This is a genomic window from Opitutus sp. GAS368 (assembly GCF_900104925.1).
In the GTDB taxonomy this organism is placed as follows: Bacteria; Verrucomicrobiota; Verrucomicrobiia; order Opitutales; family Opitutaceae; genus Lacunisphaera.
This window is the reverse complement of sequence record NZ_LT629735.1, coordinates 2,698,608-2,722,963: the sequence shown is the minus strand read 5'-3', so window position 1 is coordinate 2,722,963 and position 24,356 is coordinate 2,698,608. Positions and strand designations below refer to the sequence as shown.

General features: G+C 64.9%; 23 protein-coding genes. 22 read left to right on the top strand and 1 reads right to left on the bottom strand.

Going from position 1 to position 24,356, the window contains the following annotated elements; translation table 11 throughout:
* The first annotated feature begins 10 nt into the window (after positions 1-10).
* From BLU29_RS11585 to BLU29_RS18570, 17 genes are all read left to right on the top strand, one after another.
* Entirely contained in the window at positions 11-2,743 is a 2,733-nt protein-coding gene (locus BLU29_RS11585) for a hypothetical protein (protein ID WP_091058016.1), read from the top strand.
* On the top strand, positions 2,740-4,488 hold the full coding sequence (locus BLU29_RS11580) for a phospholipid carrier-dependent glycosyltransferase (protein WP_157693813.1): 1,749 nt from the start codon (positions 2,740-2,742) through the stop codon (positions 4,486-4,488). The genes BLU29_RS11585 and BLU29_RS11580 overlap by 4 nt, the downstream gene beginning before the upstream one ends.
* A gap of 46 nt (positions 4,489-4,534) precedes the next feature.
* On the top strand, positions 4,535-6,118 hold the full coding sequence (locus tag BLU29_RS11575; protein WP_157693812.1) for a hypothetical protein: 1,584 nt from the start codon (positions 4,535-4,537) through the stop codon (positions 6,116-6,118).
* A 207-nt stretch (positions 6,119-6,325) separates the two neighbouring features.
* Complete coding sequence (locus BLU29_RS11570) at positions 6,326-7,093, top strand: class I SAM-dependent methyltransferase (protein WP_091058010.1); 768 nt, start codon at positions 6,326-6,328, stop codon at positions 7,091-7,093.
* A 1-nt stretch (position 7,094) separates the two neighbouring features.
* Positions 7,095-8,513: a bifunctional class I SAM-dependent methyltransferase/glycosyltransferase family 2 protein gene (locus tag BLU29_RS11565; RefSeq protein WP_197677696.1), complete on the top strand. Its 1,419-nt coding sequence runs from the start codon at positions 7,095-7,097 to the stop codon at positions 8,511-8,513.
* Positions 8,514-8,527: 14 nt separating this feature from the next.
* Entirely contained in the window at positions 8,528-9,778 is a 1,251-nt protein-coding gene (locus tag BLU29_RS11560; protein ID WP_091058007.1) for a glycosyltransferase family 2 protein, read from the top strand.
* Between the two features lie 486 nt (positions 9,779-10,264).
* Positions 10,265-11,203, top strand: a complete 939-nt coding sequence (locus tag BLU29_RS11555; RefSeq protein ID WP_091058004.1) for a glycosyltransferase family 2 protein — start codon at positions 10,265-10,267, stop codon at positions 11,201-11,203.
* Between the two features lie 8 nt (positions 11,204-11,211).
* On the top strand, positions 11,212-11,949 hold the full coding sequence (locus BLU29_RS11550; protein WP_091058001.1) for a class I SAM-dependent methyltransferase: 738 nt from the start codon (positions 11,212-11,214) through the stop codon (positions 11,947-11,949).
* 8 nt (positions 11,950-11,957) lie between these two features.
* Positions 11,958-12,935, top strand: a complete 978-nt coding sequence (locus BLU29_RS11545; protein WP_091057999.1) for an NAD-dependent epimerase/dehydratase family protein — start codon at positions 11,958-11,960, stop codon at positions 12,933-12,935.
* Positions 12,935-14,587, top strand: coding sequence for a hypothetical protein (locus BLU29_RS11540; protein WP_091057996.1), 1,653 nt, complete (start codon positions 12,935-12,937; stop codon positions 14,585-14,587). Before BLU29_RS11545 ends, BLU29_RS11540 begins: the two co-directional genes overlap by 1 nt.
* 19 nt (positions 14,588-14,606) lie before the next feature.
* A complete protein-coding gene (locus tag BLU29_RS11535; RefSeq protein WP_091057993.1) occupies positions 14,607-15,869 on the top strand; it encodes a nucleotide sugar dehydrogenase in 1,263 nt (420 codons plus the stop codon).
* Positions 15,866-16,726: an SDR family oxidoreductase gene (locus tag BLU29_RS11530; protein ID WP_091057992.1), complete on the top strand. Its 861-nt coding sequence runs from the start codon at positions 15,866-15,868 to the stop codon at positions 16,724-16,726. The genes BLU29_RS11535 and BLU29_RS11530 overlap by 4 nt, the downstream gene beginning before the upstream one ends.
* Positions 16,726-17,742, top strand: a complete 1,017-nt coding sequence (locus BLU29_RS11525; RefSeq protein ID WP_091057989.1) for a Gfo/Idh/MocA family oxidoreductase — start codon at positions 16,726-16,728, stop codon at positions 17,740-17,742. Before BLU29_RS11530 ends, BLU29_RS11525 begins: the two co-directional genes overlap by 1 nt.
* Positions 17,739-18,722: a galactokinase gene (locus tag BLU29_RS11520; protein WP_091057988.1), complete on the top strand. Its 984-nt coding sequence runs from the start codon at positions 17,739-17,741 to the stop codon at positions 18,720-18,722. Before BLU29_RS11525 ends, BLU29_RS11520 begins: the two co-directional genes overlap by 4 nt.
* A gap of 22 nt (positions 18,723-18,744) precedes the next feature.
* Positions 18,745-19,950, top strand: coding sequence for an MBOAT family O-acyltransferase (locus BLU29_RS11515; RefSeq protein WP_091057985.1), 1,206 nt, complete (start codon positions 18,745-18,747; stop codon positions 19,948-19,950).
* On the top strand, positions 19,947-21,107 hold the full coding sequence (locus BLU29_RS18575) for a hypothetical protein (RefSeq protein WP_231962223.1): 1,161 nt from the start codon (positions 19,947-19,949) through the stop codon (positions 21,105-21,107). The genes BLU29_RS11515 and BLU29_RS18575 overlap by 4 nt, the downstream gene beginning before the upstream one ends.
* A gap of 2 nt (positions 21,108-21,109) precedes the next feature.
* Positions 21,110-21,262 carry a hypothetical protein gene (locus BLU29_RS18570; protein ID WP_231962355.1) on the top strand — a complete coding sequence of 51 codons (153 nt, stop codon included), beginning with the start codon at positions 21,110-21,112 and terminating at the stop codon, positions 21,260-21,262.
* Here the strand turns inward: BLU29_RS18570 and BLU29_RS18565 are convergent.
* Positions 21,247-21,444 (bottom strand): hypothetical protein, encoded by a 198-nt coding sequence (locus BLU29_RS18565; protein WP_231962354.1) that lies wholly within the window; start codon positions 21,442-21,444, stop codon positions 21,247-21,249. The two genes, BLU29_RS18570 and BLU29_RS18565, sit on opposite strands and share 16 nt — an antisense overlap.
* On the opposite strand from BLU29_RS18565, the gene BLU29_RS18560 reads away from it, so the two are divergent.
* The 5 genes from BLU29_RS18560 to BLU29_RS11490 are packed head-to-tail and all read left to right on the top strand — an operon-like array spanning position 21,349 to position 24,347.
* On the top strand, positions 21,349-21,984 hold the full coding sequence (locus BLU29_RS18560; RefSeq protein ID WP_231962348.1) for a sugar phosphate nucleotidyltransferase: 636 nt from the start codon (positions 21,349-21,351) through the stop codon (positions 21,982-21,984). The genes BLU29_RS18565 and BLU29_RS18560 overlap by 96 nt on opposite strands.
* A 5-nt stretch (positions 21,985-21,989) precedes the next feature.
* Positions 21,990-22,586, top strand: coding sequence for an SIS domain-containing protein (locus BLU29_RS11505; protein ID WP_091057980.1), 597 nt, complete (start codon positions 21,990-21,992; stop codon positions 22,584-22,586).
* Between the two features lie 13 nt (positions 22,587-22,599).
* Complete coding sequence (locus BLU29_RS11500) at positions 22,600-23,160, top strand: HAD-IIIA family hydrolase (RefSeq protein WP_091057978.1); 561 nt, start codon at positions 22,600-22,602, stop codon at positions 23,158-23,160.
* Between the two features lie 8 nt (positions 23,161-23,168).
* Positions 23,169-23,888 (top strand): transaldolase, encoded by a 720-nt coding sequence (locus BLU29_RS11495; protein WP_091057976.1) that lies wholly within the window; start codon positions 23,169-23,171, stop codon positions 23,886-23,888.
* A 57-nt stretch (positions 23,889-23,945) separates the two neighbouring features.
* Positions 23,946-24,347 (top strand): hypothetical protein, encoded by a 402-nt coding sequence (locus BLU29_RS11490; protein WP_091057974.1) that lies wholly within the window; start codon positions 23,946-23,948, stop codon positions 24,345-24,347.
* Positions 24,348-24,356 lie beyond the last annotated feature (9 nt).

The following is a 24,356-nucleotide window of genomic DNA, read 5'->3' as shown; positions in this document are numbered from 1 at the left end:
GGTTGGATTCATGGACCTCTTTCTCCTCCATTCTCTCATCCTGATCTGGACATCGATCGGGGCTGCGCGGTGTCTGACTCCGCGCGTGCCGGAACAACTCTTGGCGGCCGCTCTGCTGGCTTGGGGCAACATTGTCGCCACCAGCCTGTTTCTCTCCATGCTTCACTGGTTGGGCGAGCCTGTATGGTTTTTCAGCACCTCGTCACTTCTCGCCGTGGTGACCTGTCTGGTGTCGATGTTGCTCGCGCCGGAGGGCCAAGCCGATTTCTCTTCGCCAGAAACCAGACCCCATCGCTGGCTGCTTGGCGCCTTCATCCTGACAACCGGACCGCTGGCTTTCGCCAGTCTGGCGGTGGCTTACACTTATGAGCCCAACAATTCCGACTCCCTCATCTATCATCTGCCCCGGGCCATGTATTATCTCGGCCAGGGCAATCTGGCCCATTTTACCGCGGCTGATCCCCGGCAAATCTATCTGCCTTTCAACTACAATCTGCTCCAGCTCTTCGGGTTGATTTACGGCGCCCCGCTGCAGTGCCTCAACTTTTTCAATATCGCCGCATGGGTTGTCAGTGGCATCGCCGCTTACCGCCTCTGCCGCCTGGGAACCTTCGGAGCCGACGCTTCCTTGATTGCCTGCTGGCTGGTGCTCACAGCCACCCCGGTGCTTGCCCAGGCCGCCACCACCACGCCCGACCTGCCGGTCGGCGCCGCCATGCTTTGCGCCCTCGTCTTTGCCTTGCGCTGGAAGCAAACCAGGCAAATGCGCTATGCCACCCTGACGGGCCTTGCGGTAGGCTTGTCAGCGGGCAGCGACCTGGGTGCCCTGCTTTTTTTGCTCACCGCCGGACTGCTTCTGTCGGCTTGGCTATATTGGCGCTGGCGGACCAACGAGGGCGACGGTCTCCGGGCTTGGATCATTCCGGCCTCGCTGGCTTGCGCCTTTACCCTTCCTTTCGTTCTCATCAATCTGGTCGAGAAAGGTGACGCGGTAAGGCAGATTCTTGATTATGCGTTTCCCGGGCAAAAAGCGGAGTCGGCCCCCGGCAATTCGCTCGGATTCATGCAGTTCCTGCGCCCCCACCCACCCCTCCTCGTTCTGAACGAAGACAGTGTGGGATTCGGCCTTGCTGGCCTGCTGTTTCTCCTTGGTGCGGCCTTCTGCCTGATAACTTACCGGAAACTCAGCGCGGGCGCCACATGGTCAGTATGCTTGGGCCTCGGCTGGATCGCCGCCAGCCTTCTCCTGCCGACAGGGTTTTCTTCCGATCCGCGGAATTTCGTGCCCGCCCTGGCGCTGCTGAGTCCGGGGGTTGCCGGGGTCATTGACGCCGGCCGCGAGCGGCGGACCGTCGCACGGTATGCCTGTTATTTGGCACTGCTTCTGGTTGCGCTCGTGGCGGGCTGGTCCGGCGGGATTTATCTACTCAGGAACACCAGCCGGCCGCTTGACCCATTGCTGCATGCCGCCTTCGTGCCGCCCGGTTTGCCCAGTCTGCCCTTGCTACTGGAATACCACTTGTCCCGCCAAACCCGGATCAACATCGACACGGATGGCGCCAACGAGCGCATCTTCCCGCTCATGACCCTGAGGCGGGACCAGCGGTTTACCTCCCGAAGCGAAGGCGATCCCGACGCCTACCGTATTCTGTCCCGCTCGTCCCAATCGCGCAACTCGGACTACCAAAATCTCTCGCGGCTTTCCATCTACACCTTGGTGCCCATTCCGACCAAGCGAACGGCCGGGGTGGAATTTCTCGCGACCATCGGAAGAGACGCGTCGACCCGTGATTATTTCGGCATCGAGCCCCATGCCGGCCGCACCGCCCCGGTCGACAGCAATCGGTTTCTGTTGATCACGCTCTCGGCCGCGCCCCGGCAACCGGAAGACCCGGCGCAAACGCATATCATGCTGGAGGGGCTGAATCCCGAGGATCAGGCGCGCCTTGTGGTCGTCCAAGAAAACGATGACGGCACCACCGTTCCCCTGGCTGCTTTCACCGCCGATGACGAAACCACCATTGCGACCACCCGGCCATTTCATCGCCTGGTATTTAGAGCACTGGATGAGAAATCAGGAGCGGAAATCGGCGTCGGCGCCATCCCCTACCTGCCGCAAATGTCCGCGGCCTACAAACCGATTGACTTCAGCCGGCCTTCCAACGGCCGCTCGATTTTTGTGACTGAAATGGTGCTGTCCCGGGATACAAAGGTGATCGCGGGGGAGGGGCTGCTGCCCACCGAAGGGCCCTTCCCCCAATGGGACCTTCCCTATATCCGCTGGGCGAGACGGCCCTCCATTTCGCTTACCATCCCCCCCACACCCGAATTGGCCGTCTTGCAGTTGTCATTCAGCCTCCGCCTGCATGTGCGGGCCAAAGCCGCCGTGGAAGTGCTTTTCAATGGCGAACCCGTGCAACACTACCGGATCGAGGACCGGACCACCTGGCTGGACCAGACTTTGAAACTGATTCCGCGCAAGGGGGAAAATATCGTGGAGTTCAGGGATGTATCTCTCAAGAATGAACCGGACTGGCTGGACTATCTCAAACGCTACCCGGATGTGATGAAACACCTCGTCACCCATAACATCCCGCTGGAACAAGGCGCCCGGGAGCACTATGAAATGCACGGCCGGGCCGAGGGACGGACATTGCAAACGATGGAAATGCCCGCGCTGGCCCCCGACTCCTACTATTTCGTGTTTCGCAATATCCGACTGGAGGGATTCAGGTCCCCATGAACCGATCGTCACGCGACCCGACCGAGGACAACTTTGCGGCGGAAGCAGGTTCCGGCCGCCATCAGGATTTATCCTCTCCGACCGGGCCGGGCAGGTCGTTCCGCGTTTCCCAATTTAACCTGCACCGTCTGATTGTTGTTTCACTGGCTCTGGTCTCCCTGATTCTCGCCGGGGTTTGGATGACCGTTATTTCCCGGACTGATCCGTGGTATCGCAACACGGATATGAACGCCCACAACATGGTCGACGCCCTGTCGATCAATTCGAATGTGTCGCCCCATGGCATCGACCAGCCCGGCCTGCCGTTGAAATACCTCCTGGCCCTCGACTACCGCGTCAGGCATTATGCCGGGCTGCTGCCGGTATGGAATCTCAAGAAGTTTGGCGCGAGCGAGGATCCCTTGCAGGAGATACCAGCCTTGATCCGCGTTGGCCGGGTCCACAGCCGCGTGCTGGTTTTCCTCGTCATCCTTTCCGCCGCGTGGCTGACCGGCTCGGTTGCCCGCAATCTCGAATCCCCCTGTCTGACCGTGATTTTATTGTGCGGGAGCGCCGGGCTGCTTTTCCACGGTCTGCTCACGCGGCCCGAACTTCTCTGTGTGGGATTTGGCAATGTGCTCGCGCTGGCCTGCGTGTGGCGGGCCACCGCCACACCCCATCAAACCAGGAAGTATTTCTGGCTTTTTCTGTCTGGATTGTTTGTTGGACTGGCCGCCCTGACCAAATTGCCCGGCATGTGCTACCTCGCTGTCTGTTACGGATGGTGCTGGCTGGCTGCCCTGACTCCCGGCACTGGTGTGCCGCCATCCGTTCCGCGCTCCGGCCAAACGGATTTTTGGTGGGGTCTGTTGCCCGCCGCCAGCGGAGCGTCCGTCCTCTTGCTGCTGCTCCAGGTTGCGAAATACCATGCGGAACTCGACCCGGTTGTGATTCTCCGGCTGCGAATCGCGGCCGTCCTTGTAGCTGTCCTGCCCTCGCTGACGCTTTGGACCCGTCGCCATCGTCTCTGGTCGTTTCTCCTCGAGCGAAGTCGCGAACTGGCCTTGCTGGGAGCCGGCGCGCTGGTGGCGCTTTCCATCAGCTATTTGTCGCTGCGGACGGTAATGACGGAATCGAGTGCCGCGGATTACCTCGCGGGCGTCCTGCACGTCCTGGTCAATCCCCGCCCTCTTATGCACGATTTACTGGCCAGCAAGCCGGACGTGTCCCGGGAATTCCTGCAGTTTTTCAAGGAAACTCCCGCCCTTTTCATCAGTGCCACGGTGGCGGCCCTCGCAGTATGTTCGTTGCGCTCGGTTCCACTGCGAATCAAGGCGTTCATTTTGCTCCTGCTGGCCACCGGACTGGGCATGACCTTGCTGATGAGTGAGCGGTATTTCACCGCCCAATATAGCATCTTTCCCCAAGTGCCGTTGTTATTGGTGTGGTCGCTCAGCCTTTCCGCGTTTTTTGCCGCATGGCGGCGGGAACCGCTCCGGTCGGAAGACACCCATTGGGCGCTCCCGGTTTCTTTCACCGCAATCTTTGTCCTGATGCTGACCGGTTATTTCCGCCTGCAACCCAAATACACCATGTATCAGAGTGATGCCGGCCTACCGGTGAACGGGCTCACGTTGACTTTCCTTTTTGATCATGATGTCCACACCGAGGCGTATTTAAAAATAATGAAGGACCATTACCGCGACCGGGAAAACTTCGCCAAGGTGCTTGACCAATACCTCGCCGACCCGGCCAACCGTTACTGATTTCCCGTTGGCGACAGTCCGGCCAACCCACGTCTCTCCCAACGACATGACACTCCAGCCTAAAACAATAGATGCACGCCTGGCTCTCACACTGGCGTGTATGGTGGTCATTGCGACCTATGTAATGATGATCGATTTGAAAGGCATCAGCACGGATGAGGGAATCCGCCTGGCCATCATCAACGGCGGACGGCCGTTCACTCTGGACACTCCGGCGACTCCTCCCACCTGGGCGATGGTGCTCGATACCGGCAACCCCTATGCCTACCAGCCGCTCTACTATCTGATGCAGAACACCCTCATGCGGGTGGCCCAAACGCATGATGTGCTCTTTTTCCGGCTGGTTAACATCTTCTTTCTTTGGGTTTCGCTGCAAGGGCTGATCGCGCTTTCGCAGGGCTGGCGGCTGGTTTCCCGGCTATTCTTGATCGGCATTTTTTCGTTCAACGCCTACTTGTTCATGCATGTCCTGCAAATCCGGGAATACATCGTCGGTGTGGCCTTCTATGTCTGGTCGACCTGGCTGGTGCTGCGCCTGGACACAAGGTCTCTCGGGCGCGCCTGGGCGGATGTGGCTTGGTTCGCCGCGTATGGTGTGCTGTTGAGCGCCGGGTTTTATCTGCAAAGCTGGGTTGTATTTCCGGCCATCGGGCAGTTTTTGTTCCTGACCTTCCGGCGCAGGGCTGCCCCGCTTCGCTATCTTTCTCACTTGGCACTCAGTTATATTATCGTGCTGATCGCCACTTGGCCCTATCTGGAGTCGCACCGGCAGCGAGCCGATGTCGGTCGCTGGGGACAGGAAGGGACCCGACTGTGGCCCCAGCTCTCCGATGGTTTTCACCTTGTGTTGTCAGGGCACATGACGGGCCGGGACGGCTTCACTGAGTTTCTCTTCTGGTTCTGGCCGGCAGTCATCGCAGGTGCGACCGCGCTGCTTTTCAGCAGAAAATTCGACCTCGTCGCAACCGTGGTGCCCGAGGAGTTCAAACGTCGGGGGCTCCTGATGGCCCTGTGCATCGGGATTTCGCTGGCATTTCAGGTCGGATATTTCTTCAAAGTGGAAAATCTCTCCGTCTGGCCCCGCTACTTCGTCATCCATTATTTCTTTGTCACCTTTCTGACCGCCCTGGGGTTCAAGTATCTGGACGATCTCCGCTGCGCCGGGACCGGGTCAAACTGGACTCGCAGGGGGCTGACGACCGCCGTTGGCACGATTGCCGTGGTGGCGGTGGCCTCGGCGATTTTTCAGACCCACAGCTACCACCAGGACCCCACGTTCGATACCGGATTCTCGCGTTCCTCGAACTGGCGCACACTGTGCGCCGAGCTGTCGAGTGTGATCAAACCGGGCGATATGGTGATCGCCCACGATTTCGTCATCCGCTCGACACTTAGCTTCACCCGGCCGATCCCAAACCCGTTCATCGTGCTGCCCGAACTGGAAACCACGGCCACCACGGCCGTCAACCGCCTGGTGTATCTGGAGTCGGTTTCAGTCATGGCGCAACGGCCCGACCTCGCCGCCCGCATGAGTTCCCTCGGTTTCACACACATGGAGGAGATCAGGATTCCGGCCAGCGACGGAAAGAACGTCCTGCCCGACTGGCGGGTCTTGGCTTTCAGCCACTGATAGCAAGTCGGGCAGCCTGCCGCGTTCGTCTCCCTTCACTGCGCCGGGAGGCAAATTCTACTCGACGCAAAAGGCAAAAAGCGGCTGCCTTCAGTCTCGTTTTTCATTTGCCAAATCCGTCCGACCACCGATGCCCTCTCCAGAAACCGTAAGTTCCGAAAGGGCATGCCGCCGCCGGGACGCCTGGCTGGTCGAACCGTTCCTGCCATGAAAGTCATTGGCGCACTCCCACTCGCACAGCACAACACGGAAATTCAGCGCAATCAAAAGGCTTGGGCGCGCAAACCCATGCTCCGGAAGGTTTATCATGATTTCTACGGACGGATCGCCAGCCGGATAGATCCCACGATCCCCGGTCCCGTGGTTGAACTCGGCTCCGGCATGGGGCGCATCAAGGATGTCATCCCGCAGTGCATGACTACCGACCTCTTCCCCAATCCGTGGCTGGATCGACAGGAAAACTGCTACCAATTGAGCTTTGCCGACGGCTCAGTTTCTCACCTCATCCTATTCGATGTGTGGCATCACCTGCGCTACCCCGGCACCGCCCTGCGGGAATTCCGGCGCGCGCTGGCGCCCGGCGGCCGGCTCATCTTGTTTGAACCTGCGGCCAGCTGGGTCGGACGGTTTGTCTATCACTTCTTCCATCATGAACCGGTCGCAGTGCGCGACCCGATCACATGGGAGGCTCCCGAGGGCTTCTCGGCCGCCGACGCGGACTACTATGCCGCCCAAGGCTCCGCCACCCGCCTGTTCTGGTGGGGAGAGGGTCGCGCCCGCCTTAACGGCTGGCACCTGCGCGAGGTGCGCCCGCTCGCTTCGTTCGACTACTTTGCCTCCGGTGGGTTTTCCGGCCCGCAGCTCGGCGGCCGCTTCCTGCACGGGCTCGTGCGTTCCCTGGATTTTCTCACCGCGCCCTTCCCGCGCATTTTCGCCGCCCGGTTGCTCATTGTCCTCGAAAAGGAGAACCTCTGACATGCCCGCCTCCTCCGCCCTCACCCGGCAGCACCTGGAAAAGATCCGGGGCTTCTTCAACGCCGCGCCGCCCGCGGTCAGCGAGGACGGCCGTTACTACCGCATGTGGCTGGCGCATTACTACAATCTTCTCATCCCGGCCGGCGCCTCGGTGCTGGAAATCGGCTGCGGCTCAGGCGAACTGCTCCGGGGACTGCGCGCCGGCCGCAAAGTCGGCGTCGACCTTTCCACCACCCAGGTCGCCGCGGCCCGCGCGCGCGTGCCCGATGCGGAGTTCCATGTGTCGGCCGGCGAGGACCTGGCGCTCACGGAGAAATTCGACTGCATCATCATCTCCGACACGCTGAACCTCGCGGCGGACGTGCAGCTGCTGCTCGAGCAGCTGCACCGGGTCACGCACGCCGACACCCGGCTCATCATCAATTACTACTCGGCGCTCTGGCGCCCGCTGTTCGCGTTCGCATCGCTCACCGGCCTGCGGGCCCCGCAGCCGCAATACAGCTGGCTGAGCCCGGCGGACGCCCGCAACCTGCTCCAGCTCGCCGACTGGAGCCCGCTGACGATCCAGCCACGCCTGCTGATGCCGGTGCGTTGCCTCGGCCTGGAACATCCCGTCAACCGCTGGCTGGCGCCGGTCTTAAGCTGGTTCTGCCTCACGAATTTTTGCGTGGCCCGGCCCGCACGACCCCGCGCTGCGCCGCCGCGCACGGTCTCGGTCATCATCCCCGCCCGCAACGAGGCCGGCAACATCGAGGCCGCCGTCCGGCGCACGCCTGACATGGGCGCCGGCACCGAACTGATTTTTGTCGAGGGCCACTCCAAGGACGACACCTGGGCTGAGATCCAGCGCGTGCAGCACGAATTTCCACAGCGGAAAATCAAGATCATGCAGCAGACCGGCAAGGGCAAGGGCGACGCCGTGCGGATGGGCTTTGCCGCCGCGACCGGCGACATCCTCATGATCCTCGATGCCGACCTCACCATGCCGCCGGAGGAACTGCCGAAATTCTACGACGTGCTCGCGAGCGGCCGGGCCGAGTTCGCCAACGGCGTGCGGCTCGTCTACCCGATGGACGAGGAGGCCATGCAGTTCCTGAACCTCTGCGCGAACAAGGCCTTCGGGATCATCTTCACCTGGCTGCTCGGCCAGCCGGTGAAGGACACGCTCTGCGGCACCAAGGTGCTCAGCCGCGCCCACTACGAGCGGATTGCCGCCAACCGCGCCTACTTCGGGGACTTCGACCCCTTCGGGGACTTCGACCTGCTCTTCGGCGCCGCCAAGCTGAACCTCAAGATCGCCGATGTGCCCATCCGCTACAAGGAGCGCACCTACGGCACCACTAACATCCAGCGCTGGAGCCACGGCTGGCTGTTGCTGCGCATGGTGCTCTTCGCCGCCCGCAAGCTGAAGTTCGTCTGAGCGCCGCGGCCACTGTGTCTCTCCAGGCCTACATCGATCAGCCCGCCGACTGGGACCACCCGTCACGCTGCGTGATCATCCGCGGCTGGTGCTTTGCGGACGATGCGCGCGCGGTTACGGGCGTCCGTCTGCGCACCACCGACCGGACGCTGCATGGCGTCGTCGGGCTGCCGCGGCCCGACGTGAAAGCCGCCCTGCCGGCCGCGCCCGATGACCACACCGGCTTTGAGATCCGCGGCACCCTGCCCGCGGGCCGCCAAGAGCTGCGCATCGAGGTGCAGCTGGCAAACAACACTTGGATGCCGATCATGGAACGCACCGTGCACATCAAGCGCCAGCTGCTGCCGCTCTGGCTCGGCGGCGGGGAGTGGACGGAGCTGATGTTCTTCCAAATGCCGGCGCACATGGCCTACCCGCCCCGCGCGATCCGGCCCGAGACGTTTCCCGCTCCCGGCCCGGTTGCCGCTCGCCCCAGGTTCTCCCTCGTCACACCCTCCTACCAGCAGGCCCGCTACCTCGAGCAGACCATGCGCAGCGTCCTCGACGAGCAGCCGGGCGTGAGTTGCCAGTATGTCGTGCTGGACGGCGGATCGACCGACGGCAGCGCCGAACTCATCCGCCAACAGGCCCCGCGCCTCCACGCCTGGGCCAGCCAGCGCGACGCCGGCCAGGCCGACGCCATCGCCAAGGGTTTCGCCCGCACCAGCGGCGGGCCGGGCGACGTGATGGCGTGGATCAATTCCGACGACTATTACATGCCGGGCGCGCTGGCCTTCGTCGCCGACTATTTTGCCCGGCATCCCGAGGTGGACGTGCTCTATGGCCACCGCATCGTGGTCGACGAGGAGTCGCGGGAAATCGCCCGCTGGTTCCTGCCCGCCCACGACGACGAGGTGCTCCGGCTGAACGACTTTGTGCCGCAGGAAACCCTGTTCTGGCGGCGCCGGGTCTGGGACCGGGCCGGCGGGCTGGACACCTCCTTCCATTTCGCGATCGACTGGGACCTGCTGCTGCGCTTCTCGGCCGCCGGGGCGAAGATCGTGCGCGTGCCGTATTTCCTGGCCTGCTTCCGCTCCCATGTCGCGCAGAAGACCGCCGCCTTCATGCACAGCACCGGCCAGAGCGAGATCACCCGCCTGCGCGAGCGCACCCACGGCCGCCGCTTTCCCGCCAGCGAAATCGAGAACCATCCCCGCCTCATGCGCTACCTGCGCAAAAGCGCGTTCATCGAATTCGCGTGGAAACTCGGTTTCCGGCTGGATTGACCGGTGGTGTCCTAATTTGAATCCCCCTCTAAACCAATCCCGTTTGCCAGTTACCCCAGGTCGGGGAAGATAGGTTAATAAACTTCAAATAGCCAAGGTGCCGGGCAGACGGTCGGTCCCGGGGTGCTGACTGGCTGGCTGCCGGCTCAACCTGGTCTCCCTTCGAACTGCCTTCGTGCTGCCTTACTAGGTCCTTACTTCATCCTTGCGCTATCTTGGCGCTGTCCTTGTGCTGTCCTTTGGAGTTAGCGGTAAAGCTCATTCCTACTGGCGGCCGGAGCAAACCATCGCGCGCCAGCGCGGGGATTGTTTGGCGATCAGTCAATCCAAGCCTCGGCTTCGACTCGTCGCTTGCCACCCGGTTCCATCATTTTAGCAACACGCCTTAAGGAACTGGGCCGATTTTCCAGATTGGGGCATGACCGCCTGACCCCGGGGCGCACCAAGGGTTGATTTTATCGGCCCGCTCCGTGATGAATAGGGCCGATGCTGCTCTCGATCATCGTCCCCGTCTATAAGGAGGAGAAAAACATCCTGGAATTCCTGCGGCGCGTGCAGGCCATCCTCGCCCCGATCACCGGCGACTATGAGATCATTTTCTCGATGGACCCGTCCCCCGATCGCACCGAGGGGGTCATCCGGGAGCACCGGGCCGGCGACGAACGCATCAAGCTCCTGAAGTTTTCCCGCCGCGTGGGCCAGCCCATGGCCACGCTGGCCGGCCTCGAATACTCCCGCGGCGAGGCCGTCATTGTCATGGACGTCGACCTGCAGGATCCTCCTGAGCTGATCCAAGAGATGATGGCGCAGTGGCGCGCCGGCTTCGACATCGTGCTGCCGCAGCGCCGGCAGCGCACTGGCGAGCCCTGGATCAAGCAGCTTGTCTCCGCCGTCGGCTACAAGGTCATCAACAAGATCGCCGACGTGTCGATCCCGCCCAACACCGGCGATTTCCGCCTGATGTCGCGCCGCGTGGTCGGCGAGCTGGTCAAGCTCAAGGAGTCGCACGGCTTCCTGCGCGGCATGGTGGCGGTGGTCGGCTTCCGGCAGACCCTGCTCCCCTTCGACCGGCCGCCGCGACACGCCGGCGAGACCCACTACAATCGCTTCCTCGGTTCGCTGCGCATCGGCTTCAACGGCATCTTCTGTTTCTCCACCTACGCGCTGCAGCTCAGCACCATGCTGGGCTTCGCGATCGCCGGCTTCTCCTTCTTGTTGATGGGCATCTACCTTTTCTACAAATTAATGGGGTGGACGATCCTCTGGGGCAATCCGACCCTGGTCATCCTCATCTCCTTCCTCGGCGGTATCCAGCTTATCAGCGTGGGCATCCTCGGCGAATACATCGGGCGGATCTACGAGGAGGTGCGCGGGCGCCCCCGGTTCATCGTCGACCAGTCCGTCGGTTTCGAGCCGCGCCACTGACCCCCACCATGCCGACCGCCAAGTGGCCGAAAATCCTGCCGCCGCTCACGCCCGAGCAGCAGGCGCGCAACAACCAGTTCATGAAGCTCTGGCACGAGGAACTCGCGGGCCGCTCCCGCTACGGACTCGTCGAACGCTTCAACCACACCTGGCCCGTGCGGCATTCGCCCGCCGGCTTCCGCACCACGCTCGAGATCGGCGCCGGCCTCGGCGAGCACCTCGACTACGAAAAACTGACCCCGGAGCAGGAACGGGCTTACTACTGCAACGAATACCGCGAGAACATGGCCGCGGACATCCGCCGGCGCCACCCCGCCGTCCAGACCGTCGTCGGCGACTGCCAGCGGCGCATGGATTTCGCCGACGGCTTCTTCGACCGCATCCTCGCCATCCACGTGCTCGAACACCTGCCCGACCTGCCCGCCTGCCTGCACGAGCTGCACCGGCTCGTGAACAAGGAGACCGGCCGACTGCTTATCGTCATCCCCACCGAGGGCAGTCCGGCCTACGGCCTGGCGCGCCGCCTCTCCGCCCAGCGCGTCTGGTATCGACATTTCACCGCCCCTTACGTCGAGTTCTACGGCCGTGAACATATCAACCTCGTGCCCGAGATCCTGGCGGAACTGCACCCTTTCTTCACCATCGAGCGCCGCGCCCATTTTCCCCTGCCCTTCCTGCCCTTCGTCTTCTGCAATCTCGTTATCGGCTACGTCCTGAAGCCGCGCGCGCAACGCCTCCCCGGCTGATTCCCTCCATGCAACACGCTTTTGTCACCGGCGCCGCCGGCTTCATCGGCTCCTCCCTCGTCGACCGTCTCCTGGCGGACGGCGTCACGGTCACCGGCTGGGACAATTTCTCGACCGGCCAGGAACGCTTCCTGGCGGCTACGCGCCAGCACCCGCGCTTCCGGCTCGTGCGCGGCGACAACCTCGACCTGCCCGCGCTGACCGCCGCGATGGCGGGCGCCGACTTCGTCTTCCACCTCGCCGCCAACGCCGACATCAAGGACGGCTGGGCCCATCCCAAGAAGGATCTCGAGCAGAACACCGTCGCCACCTTCAACGTCCTCGAGGCCCTGCGCGCCCATGGCGTCCGCCGCATCGCGTTCTCCTCGACCGGCTCCACCTACGGCGAAGCCACGCTGATCCCGACGCCCGAGGATGCGCCGTTCCCGGTGCAGACCTCCCTCTACGCCGCCAGCAAGGTCGCCGGCGAGACCCTCCTCTCCGCCTACGCCGAGGGCGGCCAGCTGGACGAGGCCTATATCTTCCGCTTCGTCTCCATCCTCGGCGAACGCTACACCCACGGCCACGTCTTTGATTTCTACCGGCAGCTGGTCGAACATCCCGACCGGCTCCGCATCCTCGGCGACGGGCAGCAGCGCAAGAGCTATCTCTACGTGCAGGACTGCATCGATGCCCTGCTCCATGTGACCCGCGCCCGCACCGCGCGCGACGCGAAGCACCGCACGCAGGTCTACAACCTCGGCACGGCGGAATACGTGCGCGTCAACGACAGCGTGGGCCACATCTGCGCCGCACTCGGCCTGAAGCCGAAGCTCGAATACACCGGCGGCGACCGCGGCTGGATCGGCGACAGTCCGTTCATCTTTCTCGACACGAAGAAAATCCTGGCGACCGGCTGGAAGCCCAGGCTCACGATCGAGCAGGGCATCGTGCGGACCTTGCGCTGGCTCGAGGCCAACCGCTGGGTCTACACCGCCCGCCCCTGATGATGACCGCCCCGCGCAACACCCTCCCGATCCGGATGTGGCTGCTCGCCGGCGTGCTGATGCTGGCCGAGTTTCTGCTGTTCGACCGCATGGCCTCCCGGGATCACGCGTCGCTCTACCCGCGCTGGAACGACCAGATCCAGTATCTCACCGAATCCTACTACGCCTATGATCACATGCAGGCCCACGGCTTGGCCGCCGGCCTGAAGTTTGCCTGGGACACGCCCGCCGTGCAGGGCAAGCTGCACAATACCTGCGCCGTGCTGATCTTCTGGGTCGCGGGTTCCGCTTCCCGGAGCGCCGCGCTCAGCCTGAACCTGCTCGTCTTCCTCGCCTGGCAGGCCGCGCTGCTGTTCACCATTCCGCGGGTGACGGGCTCACGGGTTCTTGCGTGGATGGGCTTCGGCCTGGTGTTGTGCGCGGCGCGGTCCTGGTCCGGGGAGGCCGGCTCGGCGGTCGATTTCCGGCTCGACCATGGGGCGATGTGCCTGTTCGGCGTGACCTCTTGCGTCGCCCTGCTGACCGACGGCTTTCGTTCGAAAGGCTGGTCGCTCGCCCTGGGGGTGGCCGTGGGCGCGACCCTGTTGGAGCGATTCCTTGCCGGTGCCTATTTCGCCCCGATTTTCGTTCTCCTCGTCATCTGGCTGCTTTGCACCAAGGACCGCTGGCCCCGTCTGCTCAATTTGTTGCTGGCGGGCGGAGTGGCCGCCGCGCTGGCGCTCCCCGTCTTCTGGGTCAACCGGGAGGGCATCCTGGGCTATTATTGGGTTGGTCATGTGACCGGCGCCGAGAGTGCCGCCCGGTTGCTGGGTTTCGATCTGGGGCAGTCGGCGAAATTTGTCATCGGGCACCTGGGTGACCTGTATCTCGGCGCTTGGTTTGGCTGGACGGTGGCGGGCCTCACCGGCCTGCTGCTATTGCTCCTCGCGTGCCACCCGCGGAAACCGGCCGCCGGTTTCGCCCCCGGCATCTTTTTTTTCGGTCTGGTCTTCCTGCTCGTGCCCGCGGTGATCCTCACCCTTCACCAGCAAAAATCGGAGGCGGTCCTCGGGGTCCTCGTGCCGGGCGTGGTGCTGCTGGTTCTGTGGCTCTGGCAGGTCTTGTGGAGCCGGATTGAGTTTTGCCCCGACCCGGCCTGGCGCCGCTGGTTGCCGGCCTTGCCCGCTCTCGCCGCCCTTTCGGCCGGCGGCAGCTACTTCGTCCTCCACGAGCTCCAGCCGTCCTACTCCCCGGAATTCCGGCAGAGCGCCGTCCGCGTCAGCCAGATATCCGATTATATTTATGCCAGGGTCCGCGCGGGGAACCTCGCCGCGCCGAGTGTCGGCGTGGATCAGATCGTCGACTTCATTGACGGGCGGATCCTCCGGCTGGTCTGCTACGAACGGCACAAAGTCTGGATTCCTTTCGGCGTTCACCTGCCCGACAGCATCCTCGCCGGGCCGGACGAAGCGGTGTTCTTCAAACTGCAGGCGACCGACTTCATGATCCTCACCGACCAGATGCCCGGCCACGGTCACTGGCCCTACGATCAGCAGATGTGGCGCCTCTATCCGCAGCTCAAGGCTTGGTGCGACGGGCACCTGCGGCTGGTTGAAACCTTCTCGGTATTCGGACGTGATATGTCGCTTTACCAGCGAAAGGATCTTCCTTGAGACTGGCGCCCGCGCATTCATGAAACTCACTGTCCTCGGCCTCTGGCACCTCGGCTCGGTCACGGCCGCCTGCGTGGCGCGGCATCGCCGTGTGACCGGCCTCGACTTCGACGAGGCCGTCGTGGCCGGACTGCGCGCCGGCCGCGCGCCGCTGCACGAGCCGGGACTGGAAGCGCTGCTCGCTGCCGGGCTGGCTGGCGGCAATCTCGCGTTTTCCACCGATGCCGGCTCCGCCGCCTCCGCCGACGTGCTCTGGGTTTGCTACGATACGCCGGTTGACGCCGATGATCGCTCCGACCTCGATTGGGTGCACACCCGCCTCGCCCGTGTGCTGCCGGGATTGCGGCCTGGCACCGTCGTGCTCATCTCCTCCCAACTACCCGTCGGCACCTGCGCGCAGCTGGCGAAAAAATACCCGGCGCTGCATTTCGCCTGCTCGCCGGAGAATCTGCGGCTCGGCAAGGCCATCGAGGCCTTCGAGAAACCCGCGCGCATCATCGTCGGCGCCTCCGCGCCGGCCCGGCCGGTGCTGGAGCAGCTGCTCGCCCCGCTCGGCGCCCCGCTGGTGTGGATGCGCCCCGAGTCGGCCGAGATGGTGAAGCATGCGCTCAATTCCTTCCTCGCCCTCTCCGTCGCCTACATCAACGAGATCGCCGCCTTGTCCGAGAACGTCGGCGCCGACGCCCAGGAGGTCGCCGCCGGCCTGAAGAGCGAACCGCGCATCGGCCCGCGCGCCTACCTCAGCCCCGGCGGCCCGTTCGCCGGCGGTACCCTCGCCCGGGATGTCGTGACACTGACCAGACTCGGCGAGGCAAAGCACCTCCCGCTTGCACTCATCCCCGCCATCAAGGAGAGCAACGATCGGCACCGCGACTGGGCCTTCCGCAAGCTCCAACCCGTCCTCGCCGGCGTGAAGCTGCCCGTCGTCGCCGTGCTCGGCCTGGCCTACACGCCCAACACCAGCACGCTCCGCCGCAGCTCGGCCGTTGAGCTCTGCCGCCAGCTGCTCGCTGCGGGCGTCACGGTCCGGGCCTTTGACCCGCTCATCCGCACGACCGACGCGGACCACCGCGACTTGCCGCTGGCTGCCTCGGCGGCCGACGCCCTGCGCGGCGCGCACGCCGCTGTCATCTGCACCGAGTGGCCCGAGTTCCGCGACCTCCCCTGGCCCGCCCTGCTGGGCGCGATGGCCCGGCCGGTGGTCGTCGATGCCAACCGCCTGGTGGAAAAAGCGGTGGCTCCCGTCGCCGGCGCTGTCTACCTCACTGTCGGACGCCCATGAAACTTTCCGGACACAACACCCTCATCACCGGCGGCAGCCAGGGCTTTGGCCGCCATATCGTCGAAGCCTTCCTCGCCGAGGGCGCCAATGTGGCCTTCTGCGCCCGCACCGCCCAGGACGTCGCCCAGGCCCAGGCGGCGCTCGCACCGAGCCTCAAGCCCGGCCAACAGCTCGTCGGCCTCGCCTGCGATGTCGCCGATCCCGCGAGTGTCGCGGCGCTCTTTGCCCGCGCCACGCAGCTCGGGCCGCTCCACGCGGTCGTCAACAACGCCGGCATCTACGGCCCCATCGGACCGACCGAGGAGGTCACCCTCGCTGACTGGACGCAGGCCTGGCAGATCAACGTCACCGGCACGCTGCTGGTCTGCCAGCACGCCATCCGCGCGATGAAGCCGCACGGCATCGGCAAGATCATCAATATTTCCGGGGGCGGCGCCACCAACCCCATGCCGCGTTTCGTCGCCTACGCCGCCACCAAGGCCGCCGTCGTCCGCCTGACCGAGACGCTCGCCGAGGAATGCCGCGCCAACCGTATCGACGTGAACGCCGTCGCGCCCGGCGCGCTGCGCACGCGACTGACCCAGCAGGTCCTCGCCGCCGGCCCGGACAAGGCCGGGGCCGACTTCTACGCCAAGAACAAGAAGTGGTCCGACGAAGGCGCGGCCGACCCGAAGCTCGGCGCGGGACTCTGCGTCTGGCTGGCCAGCGCGGAAAGCGACGGCATCACCGGCAAGCTCATCAGCGCCCAGTGGGACCCGTGGAAGGACCCGGCCAAATTCCGCGCCCTGGCCACGGGCGACGTCTACACGCTCCGCCGGATCGTGCCCGAGGACCGCGTCAAGAAACCCACGCCCTGATGGCTGCCCCGCTGCAGTTCGCCATCGCCGGGTGCGGCCTCATCGGCCGCAAGCGCGCCGCGGCCCTTGCGCCCGGCCAACTGCGCCATGCCTGCGATCTCGACGCCGCCCGCGCCGCCGAGCTGGCCCAGACCCACGCCGGCGCGATGGCCACGACGGATTTCAAGCAGGTCCTGGCCGACCCCGCCGTCCACGCCGTCATCATCGCCACCCTCAACGGTTCGCTCGCGCCGCTCACTCTGGCGGCGGTGCGCGCTGGTAAGCACGTGCTCGTGGAGAAACCCGGCGCCCTCAACGCCGCGCAGCTGCGCACCGTGCAGGCCGCCGCCGAGTCGGCCGGCGTCAGGGTGCGCCTCGGCTACAACCACCGCTTTCATCCGGCGCTGCAGAAGGCCCGCGAGCTCTTCGAGTCCCGCGTCCTCGGTCCGATGATGTTCCTGCGCGGCCGCTACGGCCACGGCGGTCGCACGGGCTACGACCGCGAGTGGCGCGCCGACCCCAAGCTCTCCGGCGGCGGCGAACTCATCGACCAAGGCGTGCATCTGATCGACCTCGCCGGCTGGTTCCTGGGCGACTTCCCGAGCGTCGCCGGCCACGCCGCGACCTATTTCTGGGACATGAAGGTGGATGACAACGCCTTCCTCTCGCTGCGCACGGCCGGCGGCCAGACCGCGTGGCTGCACGTGAGTTGCACCGAGTGGAAGAATCTCTTCTCCCTCGAGCTCTATGGCCGCGACGCCAAGATTTCCATCGACGGCCTCGGCGGCAGCTACGGGCCGGAGAAATGCACTTACTACAAGATGCTGCCGCAGATGGGCCCGCCGGAAACGACCGTGTGGGACTATCCGGCCGGCGACAATTCCTGGCAGCTCGAGCTCGCCGCCTTCGAGGCGGACATCCGCACCGGCCGCGCGCCCAATCCCGGCTTGCGCGAAGGCATCCGCACCCTCGAAATCGTCGAGCACATCTACCGCTCAAGCGGCTACCCCGTCGCCGACGCGCCGCTTTCCCCATGATCATCACCCGTTCCCCCCTGCGCATCTCCCTCGGCGGCGGCGGCACCGACCTGCCCTCCTATTACCGCGAGCACGGTGGCTTTCTCGTGGCGGGGGCGCTCGACAAATACGTCTACCTCACCCTGCACCGCACCTTCGTGCCCGACCTGATCGTAAAGTATTCCAAGCTGGAGCGCGTCCCCACTGCCGCGCAGCTGGAACACCCGATCATCCGCGAAGCCTTCGCGCTGCTCGGCATGGACGGCCGCTCGCTCGAGCTGACGTCGATGGCCGACATTCCGGGCGGCACCGGGCTCGGCTCGTCGGGCAGCTTCACCACCGCGCTGCTGAAGGTTCTCCACGCGGCCAACAAGCACCTGATCTCCCCCGCCGAGCTCGCGGAGCAGGCCTGCCACATCGAGATCGACAAACTCGGCGAGCCCATCGGCAAGCAGGACCAGTATATCGCCGCGATCGGCGGCATCACGGCCTTCACCTTCCACCAGGACGGCCGCGTCGAATACCGGCCCGTCAAGATCACCGAGGAGACGCTCTTCAACCTCGAGGACAACCTGCTGCTCTTCTTCACGGGCTACTCGCGCTCCGCCTCGGCGATTCTCAAGGACCAGAACGACAAGTCGAAGCAGAACAACCAGGCGATGCTCGACCACCTGCATTTCACCAAGGATCTCGGCCATCAGTCCCTCGCCGCGCTCGAAAGCAGCAACCTCGACGAGTTCGCCCGGCTCATGGACGTCCACTGGCAGCGCAAGAAATCGCGCAGCACCGGCATGAGCAACGCCCGCATCAACGAGTGGTATGACTACGCTAGGGCGCACGGCGCCCTCGGCGGGAAGCTGATCGGCGCCGGCGGCGGCGGCTTTCTCATGTTCTACGCCGCGGACAAGACCAGGCTCCGGCACGCCATGCGCGAGAAGGGCCTGCAGGAGGTCCGTTTCCGCTTCGACTTCGAGGGCACAAAAGTGGTGACCCAGAACTGACCGCCGTTGACCGGCAGGTGGCATGATCTTCAATACCTACTGGTTCTTCTGCTTCAGCGCCGCGTTCTTTCCCGTCTATTGGCTTCTCCGCCACCCGTTGGCGCGCCGGGCCTGGCTGCTGGCCGGTTGCGCGTTCTTTCACCTGCACTTCGCCGGTCCCGCCGGCGTGCTGCCGATCGTGGTACTCGGCCTGGTCACCTACCTGGCGGCCCTCACGCGGCTTCGCGCGGCTTGCGTGGCGGCGATCGTGCTGTGCGTGGCGGCCCTGTGTTTCTATAAATATGCCCTGTTTTTCAGCCAGGGGCTGCTGGGCCGGATCAGTCCCGTGGCGGCGGAGCATTTTGAACGCCAGGCTCGGGCTTGGCTGCCGGCGGCGGCCCCGCTGGCCATCAGCTTCTTTGCCTTCGAGTTCGTGCACTACCTCGTGGAGGTATTCCGCGGCAAACCGCCGATCCGGCGGCCCGACGACTTCGCGCTCTTTGCGATCCATTTTCCCTCGCTCGTCGCCGGCCCCATCAAGCGCTTCCAGGAATACCTTCCGAGCCTCCACGCCGGCCTCGCCGGGGTCAATGTGGACGACGTGGCCGCGGGCGCCCGGCGCCTGGCCCTGGGCCTGGTGAAGAAGATCATCCTCGCGGACAACCTCACGCTGGTGATCAATTTCTACGGCGACAACTTCGCCGCGCTGCCGCTCGGCCGGGCCTGGCTCCTGCTCGCCGCGATCACCGCGCGCATCCTGCTCGATTTCAGCGGCTATACCGACATGGCGATCGGCCTGTCGCGGATGCTCGGGGTGCGCCTGCCCGAGAATTTCCAGTATCCCTACCTAGCCACGAGCCTGGGGGATTTCTGGCAGCGCTGGCACATGTCCCTGACCTCGTGGATCCGCGACTACGTCTACATTCCGCTCGGGGGCAATCGGCACGGGCTGGCCCGCCAGCTTCTGAACGGCCTGGTGGTCTTCGCCCTTTGCGGACTATGGCACGGAGCCGCCTGGCATTTCGTGCTGTGGGGCCTCTGGCATGGCCTCGGGCTCGCGGTGAGCCTGTCCTACTCCCGCGTGCTCGGCGCGACGGGCCGGTGGCTGGCCGGCGGGTTTGCCCGCCTGCCGGTGCTGGGCTGGGCGCTCACCCTGCTCCACGTCGCACTGGGCTGGCTGCTCTTCTTCTACGAACCTTTGCCTGCCCTGCGGATGGCGGCCAAACTCTTCGCCTTGGATCAATCATGAACTCCCCGCGTCGCTCCAGCTGGATCCTGCTAGCCGGAATCCTCCTCGGATTCCTCGGCGCGACTTGGCAGGGACACCTGGCCGCCGGCTACAGCAAGCCCGACAACTTCAAACGCTTTCACCAGCGGATCAGCCCGGACACCATTTATTTTCCACCCTATGCGATGCTGGAAACCCTCGCTCTCGCGCGCTGGCAACCCGGCAAGACGCTGGTCATCATCGGGGGCAATTCCATCCTGAACGGCGTGGGCCAGCCGGCGGACGAGTTGTGGAGCACGCGGCTGCAGGAATTGCTGGGCGACTCCTACGTGGTGGTGAACCTGGCGTTTCGGGGCGCCGCACCCACCCAAGGCGCCGCCCTCGTGGCCGAGTCCCTGCTGCGCCGTGGCCTGCCGGTCCTCTACGTGGCGAACACCAACCCAGCGGCCGCCGCGGGCCGCGCACCCGGCGGCGCCAGCGGCTACTTCTATTGGCAGGCCCTCGAGCAGGACCGGCTCGCGTCCTTCGTCGCGCGGGACCAGGGCATACGCCTCTGGCTGGGTGCGCTGTCGCCCGCGGAAAAACAGCAGCAGGCGGAGGAACACCTCGGCGCCCGGCTGGAACCGTGGTTCCGGCACCAATCATTGTGGCACCATGTGGGCTACCGTCACTTCTTCACGGTCTGGAACTTCGTCCTGGCCGGCGACTCCTGGCAGCCGCGAGCCAGCTTCCCCGACAACGAGCCGCACGCCCAGCCGCCCGACCTGCGCTTCCGGCAGTTCCTACCCGAGGAAATGGCCATCGTGCGCAGCTTCTCGGCCTCCTTGGCCGTGCCGGATGCGGCGGGTGGCTGGCTCCTGGAGGCCGGCAACCGGCAACGACTGGCCGATGACATCGAAGCCTCGTTCCTCCCCGCGCTACGGCCGCGCTCCCTCATTCTGCTCAGCCAGAATGCTCCCTACTACCGGGCCCGGTTGACCCCCGCCGAACAGGCGCGCGATGCCTGCGTCTATGCCGCCTGCGCCCAAATCTGGCGCGATCATGGCATCGCCTGCGACATCGTCGGCATCGATTTCGCGCCGGAGGACTTCATTGATCGCGCCCATCTTTCCGGCGACGGCGGGCAAAAAGTCGCCCAAATCGTCGCCCGCCGGATCACCGAAATCAACCACCCCTGACCATGCTGACCCGTCTGCTCGACCGGCTTCCCTTCGCGCCTCAGCTGCGCCTGCTCGGCCATTTTTTGCTCGGGCTCGCCATCGGCGTGTTGTTGCACTACCTGCTCTACCGGATTTCCCTGCCCGTGCAGCCCTTCATCTACGTCGCTTTCTGAAAACCCCAGACCCAGACCTCCCCGTCGCCATCCTCGCGGGCGGCCTCGCCACCCGGCTCCGGCCCGTCACGGAGAAAATCCCCAAGCTGCTCGTCGAGGTCGCGGGCGAGCCGTTCTTCTCCCACCAGCTGCGCCTGCTCAAAAAGTCCGGCCTCACGCATGTCGTGCTCTGTGTCGGCCATCTCGGCGAGATGATTGCCGACCGTTACGGCGACGGCGCGAAATGGGGCGTGCAGATCGACTACTCGTTCGACGGCCCGAACCTCCTCGGCACCGGCGGCGCGCTCATCCGCGCCCTGCCCAAACTCGGCGACGCCTTCTACGTCCTCTACGGCGATTCCTACCTGCCCATCGATTACCGGGACGTCGGGCGCGCCTTTCTGGTGTCCGGCAAGCTCGGCCTGATGACCGTGTTCGAGAACCGAGAGGCCTACGACGCCAGCAACGTGTGGTTCGAGGACGGCCGTATCAGGCTTTACTCGAAGAAGGAGAAGCCCCTGCAGATGCGGCACATCGACTATGGCCTAGGCCTGTTCCGCGCCGCCGCCTTCGCCGGCTGCCCGCGCAACACTGTCGTTGACCTGACTGCGGTGCAGGCCGATCTCTGCGCCCGGGGCGAACTGGCGGGCTACGAGGTGAAGGAGCGTTTCTACGAGATCGGCTCGCCCGCCGGCCTGAACGAACTCGACCAACTCCTCCGAAAACGTTCTGCTGGCGCCTAATCCCCATGTCCTACGCCGCCCAACACCTCAAGGAAACCGCCGAGATTGTCGCGAAGCTCAACCCCGCCGACTGCGAGAAGTGCGTCGCCGAGCTGCGTGCCACGCGCGAACGCGGCGGCCGGCTCTTCATCCTCGGCGTCGGCGGCAGCGCGGCCAACGCATCGCATGCGGTGAACGATTTCCGGAAGATCGCCGGGCTCGAGTGCTACGCCCCGACTGACAACGTCTCCGAGCTCACCGCCCGCACCAACGACGAGGGCTGGGCCAGCGTGTTCGTCGAGTGGCTGCGCGGCTCGCGGCTCACGTTGAAGGACACGCTCCTCATCCTCTCCGTCGGCGGCGGCAACCTCGAGAAGAACGTCTCGCCCAACCTCGTCCTGGCGCTCCAGTTCGCCAAGCAGGTCGGCGCCCGCGTCATCGGCATCGTCGGCAAGGACGGCGGCTACACCGCCACGGTCGCCGACGCCTGCGTCATCGTGCCGACCGTTAACCCGAACAACGTCACACCGCACTCCGAGGCCTTCCAGGCTGTCGTCTGGCACCTCTTCGTCTCCCACCCGGACCTCAAGGTGAATCAGACGAAATGGGAGAGCACGCGCTGAGCCGCGTTCCGCCATGACGAAGCGGCGTGCCGTGTTTCTGGACCGCGACGGAACGCTGAACGCGCCGCTCGTGCGCGAAGGCCGGCCCTACCCGCCCGCGACGGTGGTGGAGTTCCAGTTGCTGCCCGGCGTCGCGGAAGGCTGCAGGCAACTCCACGCCGCCGGCTATGTGCTCGTCGTCGCCACCAACCAGCCTGATGTCGGCCGCGGGACGCAGCCTCAGGCGGTGGTCGAGGCCATGCACGCCCACCTGCGGCAGCTCATCCCAGAGATCGCCCGCATCGAGGTTTGCTACGCCCCCGGCCGGGGCGTGGGGCACCCGGATGACCGGCGCCGCAAGCCCGAGCCGGGCATGCTCACCGACGCCGCGCAGGCGCTTGGCCTTGACCTCGCCGGCAGCTGGATGATCGGCGACCGCTGGCGCGACGTCGACTGCGGCGCCCGCGCCGCTTGCCGCACCGTCTTCATCGACCGGGGTTACGACGAGCCGCTGCGACAAAAGCCCGACTTTACGGCCCGCACCTTCACCGAGGCGGCCGGCATTGTTCTTGCCCAGTCCAAGGCGATTAGCTGACTGGCTGCATGCTGACCCTGAATACTCTCAAGATCCACATCTACGCCGACGGAGCGGACAAGGCCGGGATTCTCGACCTCTACGCCAAGCCCTATATCAAGGGCCTGACCACCAATCCGACCCTGATGAAAAAGGCGGGCATCACCGACTACGAGGCCTTTGCCAGGGACATCCTGCAGACCGTCACGGCCAAGCCGATCTCGCTCGAGGTTTTCGCCGACGATTTCCCGGAGATGAAGCGCCAGGCGTTGAAAATCACCGGCTGGGGCAAGAACGTCTATGTCAAGATCCCCATCACCAACACCCGCGCCGAGTCGGCCATCCCGCTCATCCGGGAGCTGGCCGCCCAGGGTGTGCAGCTCAACATCACCGCCATCCTCACCCTGGAGCAGGTGCGGGCTGTCGCGGCGGCGTTGAATCCCCAGGTGCCGTCCGTCGTTTCGATTTTCGCCGGCCGCATCGCCGACACCGGCGTCGATCCGATGCCGATCATGCGCGAAAGCCGGCAGATCCTCGCCGGCCAGCCCAAGGCCGAGCTGCTGTGGGCCAGCGTGCGCGAGGTGCTGAACATCGTGCAGGCCGAGCAGAGCGGCTGCCACATCGTCACCGTGCAGCACGACATCCTCGCCAAGGCCGCCAAGCTTCTCGGCCTGGACCTCGCCGCGCTGTCGCTCGACACCGTGAAGATGTTCGCCAACGACGCCGCCTCCGCCGGCTACCGGCTCTGAGCCGCGACCCGAAATAGGCTTCACTTCCCGAGGCCCCGCGGGTTGAGTGCAGCACCCATGACGCCCGCCCCTTCGGAGACGGCTGAACTTATCATCCGGCTGCGCCAGCAACTCATCCTGGCCCAGGTGCGCATCATGGAATTGGAGGATGAGCACGACCGCCTTGCGCCACGCCTGGCCGAAATCGAGGGCCTGCTGGCGGCCGCCCAGAGACTCGCTGATGGCAAGATCGGCGAGGCCGCACACCTCGGCGGAGTCCTCGCCGACACCCAGGCCCATGCCGCGGGCCTGCAGCAGCAGCTGGCCGGCGCCGGCACCGATCTCTCCACCGCCCGCGCCCGGCTGGCCCAGGCCGAAACCGCTGTGGCTGCAGCCGAAAAGGCGCTGGACGAACTCCGCACCGAAATCGCCGCGATGAAATCCTCCCGCCGCTGGCGCTGGACCGCCTGGCTGGGCTGAACACGGCCG

What these genes read in the sequence shown, in the direction of transcription:
- BLU29_RS11585 (WP_091058016.1), top strand. Translation starts at nt 11, where the DNA reads ATGGACCTCTTTCTCCTCCATTCTCTCATCCTGATCTGGACATCGATC.
- BLU29_RS11580 (WP_157693813.1), top strand. Translation starts at nt 2,740, where the DNA reads ATGAACCGATCGTCACGCGACCCGACCGAGGACAACTTTGCGGCGGAA.
- BLU29_RS11575 (WP_157693812.1), top strand. Translation starts at nt 4,535, where the DNA reads ATGACACTCCAGCCTAAAACAATAGATGCACGCCTGGCTCTCACACTG.
- BLU29_RS11570 (WP_091058010.1), top strand. Translation starts at nt 6,326, where the DNA reads ATGAAAGTCATTGGCGCACTCCCACTCGCACAGCACAACACGGAAATT.
- BLU29_RS11565 (WP_197677696.1), top strand. Translation starts at nt 7,095, where the DNA reads ATGCCCGCCTCCTCCGCCCTCACCCGGCAGCACCTGGAAAAGATCCGG.
- BLU29_RS11555 (WP_091058004.1), top strand. Translation starts at nt 10,265, where the DNA reads ATGCTGCTCTCGATCATCGTCCCCGTCTATAAGGAGGAGAAAAACATC.
- BLU29_RS11550 (WP_091058001.1), top strand. Translation starts at nt 11,212, where the DNA reads ATGCCGACCGCCAAGTGGCCGAAAATCCTGCCGCCGCTCACGCCCGAG.
- BLU29_RS11545 (WP_091057999.1), top strand. Translation starts at nt 11,958, where the DNA reads ATGCAACACGCTTTTGTCACCGGCGCCGCCGGCTTCATCGGCTCCTCC.
- BLU29_RS11540 (WP_091057996.1), top strand. Translation starts at nt 12,935, where the DNA reads ATGATGACCGCCCCGCGCAACACCCTCCCGATCCGGATGTGGCTGCTC.
- BLU29_RS11535 (WP_091057993.1), top strand. Translation starts at nt 14,607, where the DNA reads ATGAAACTCACTGTCCTCGGCCTCTGGCACCTCGGCTCGGTCACGGCC.
- BLU29_RS11530 (WP_091057992.1), top strand. Translation starts at nt 15,866, where the DNA reads ATGAAACTTTCCGGACACAACACCCTCATCACCGGCGGCAGCCAGGGC.
- BLU29_RS11525 (WP_091057989.1), top strand. Translation starts at nt 16,726, where the DNA reads ATGGCTGCCCCGCTGCAGTTCGCCATCGCCGGGTGCGGCCTCATCGGC.
- BLU29_RS11520 (WP_091057988.1), top strand. Translation starts at nt 17,739, where the DNA reads ATGATCATCACCCGTTCCCCCCTGCGCATCTCCCTCGGCGGCGGCGGC.
- BLU29_RS11515 (WP_091057985.1), top strand. Translation starts at nt 18,745, where the DNA reads ATGATCTTCAATACCTACTGGTTCTTCTGCTTCAGCGCCGCGTTCTTT.
- BLU29_RS18575 (WP_231962223.1), top strand. Translation starts at nt 19,947, where the DNA reads ATGAACTCCCCGCGTCGCTCCAGCTGGATCCTGCTAGCCGGAATCCTC.
- BLU29_RS18570 (WP_231962355.1), top strand. Translation starts at nt 21,110, where the DNA reads ATGCTGACCCGTCTGCTCGACCGGCTTCCCTTCGCGCCTCAGCTGCGC.
- BLU29_RS18565 (WP_231962354.1), bottom strand. Translation starts at nt 21,444, where the DNA reads ATGGCCGACACAGAGCACGACATGCGTGAGGCCGGACTTTTTGAGCAG.
- BLU29_RS11505 (WP_091057980.1), top strand. Translation starts at nt 21,990, where the DNA reads ATGTCCTACGCCGCCCAACACCTCAAGGAAACCGCCGAGATTGTCGCG.
- BLU29_RS11500 (WP_091057978.1), top strand. Translation starts at nt 22,600, where the DNA reads ATGACGAAGCGGCGTGCCGTGTTTCTGGACCGCGACGGAACGCTGAAC.
- BLU29_RS11495 (WP_091057976.1), top strand. Translation starts at nt 23,169, where the DNA reads ATGCTGACCCTGAATACTCTCAAGATCCACATCTACGCCGACGGAGCG.
- BLU29_RS11490 (WP_091057974.1), top strand. Translation starts at nt 23,946, where the DNA reads ATGACGCCCGCCCCTTCGGAGACGGCTGAACTTATCATCCGGCTGCGC.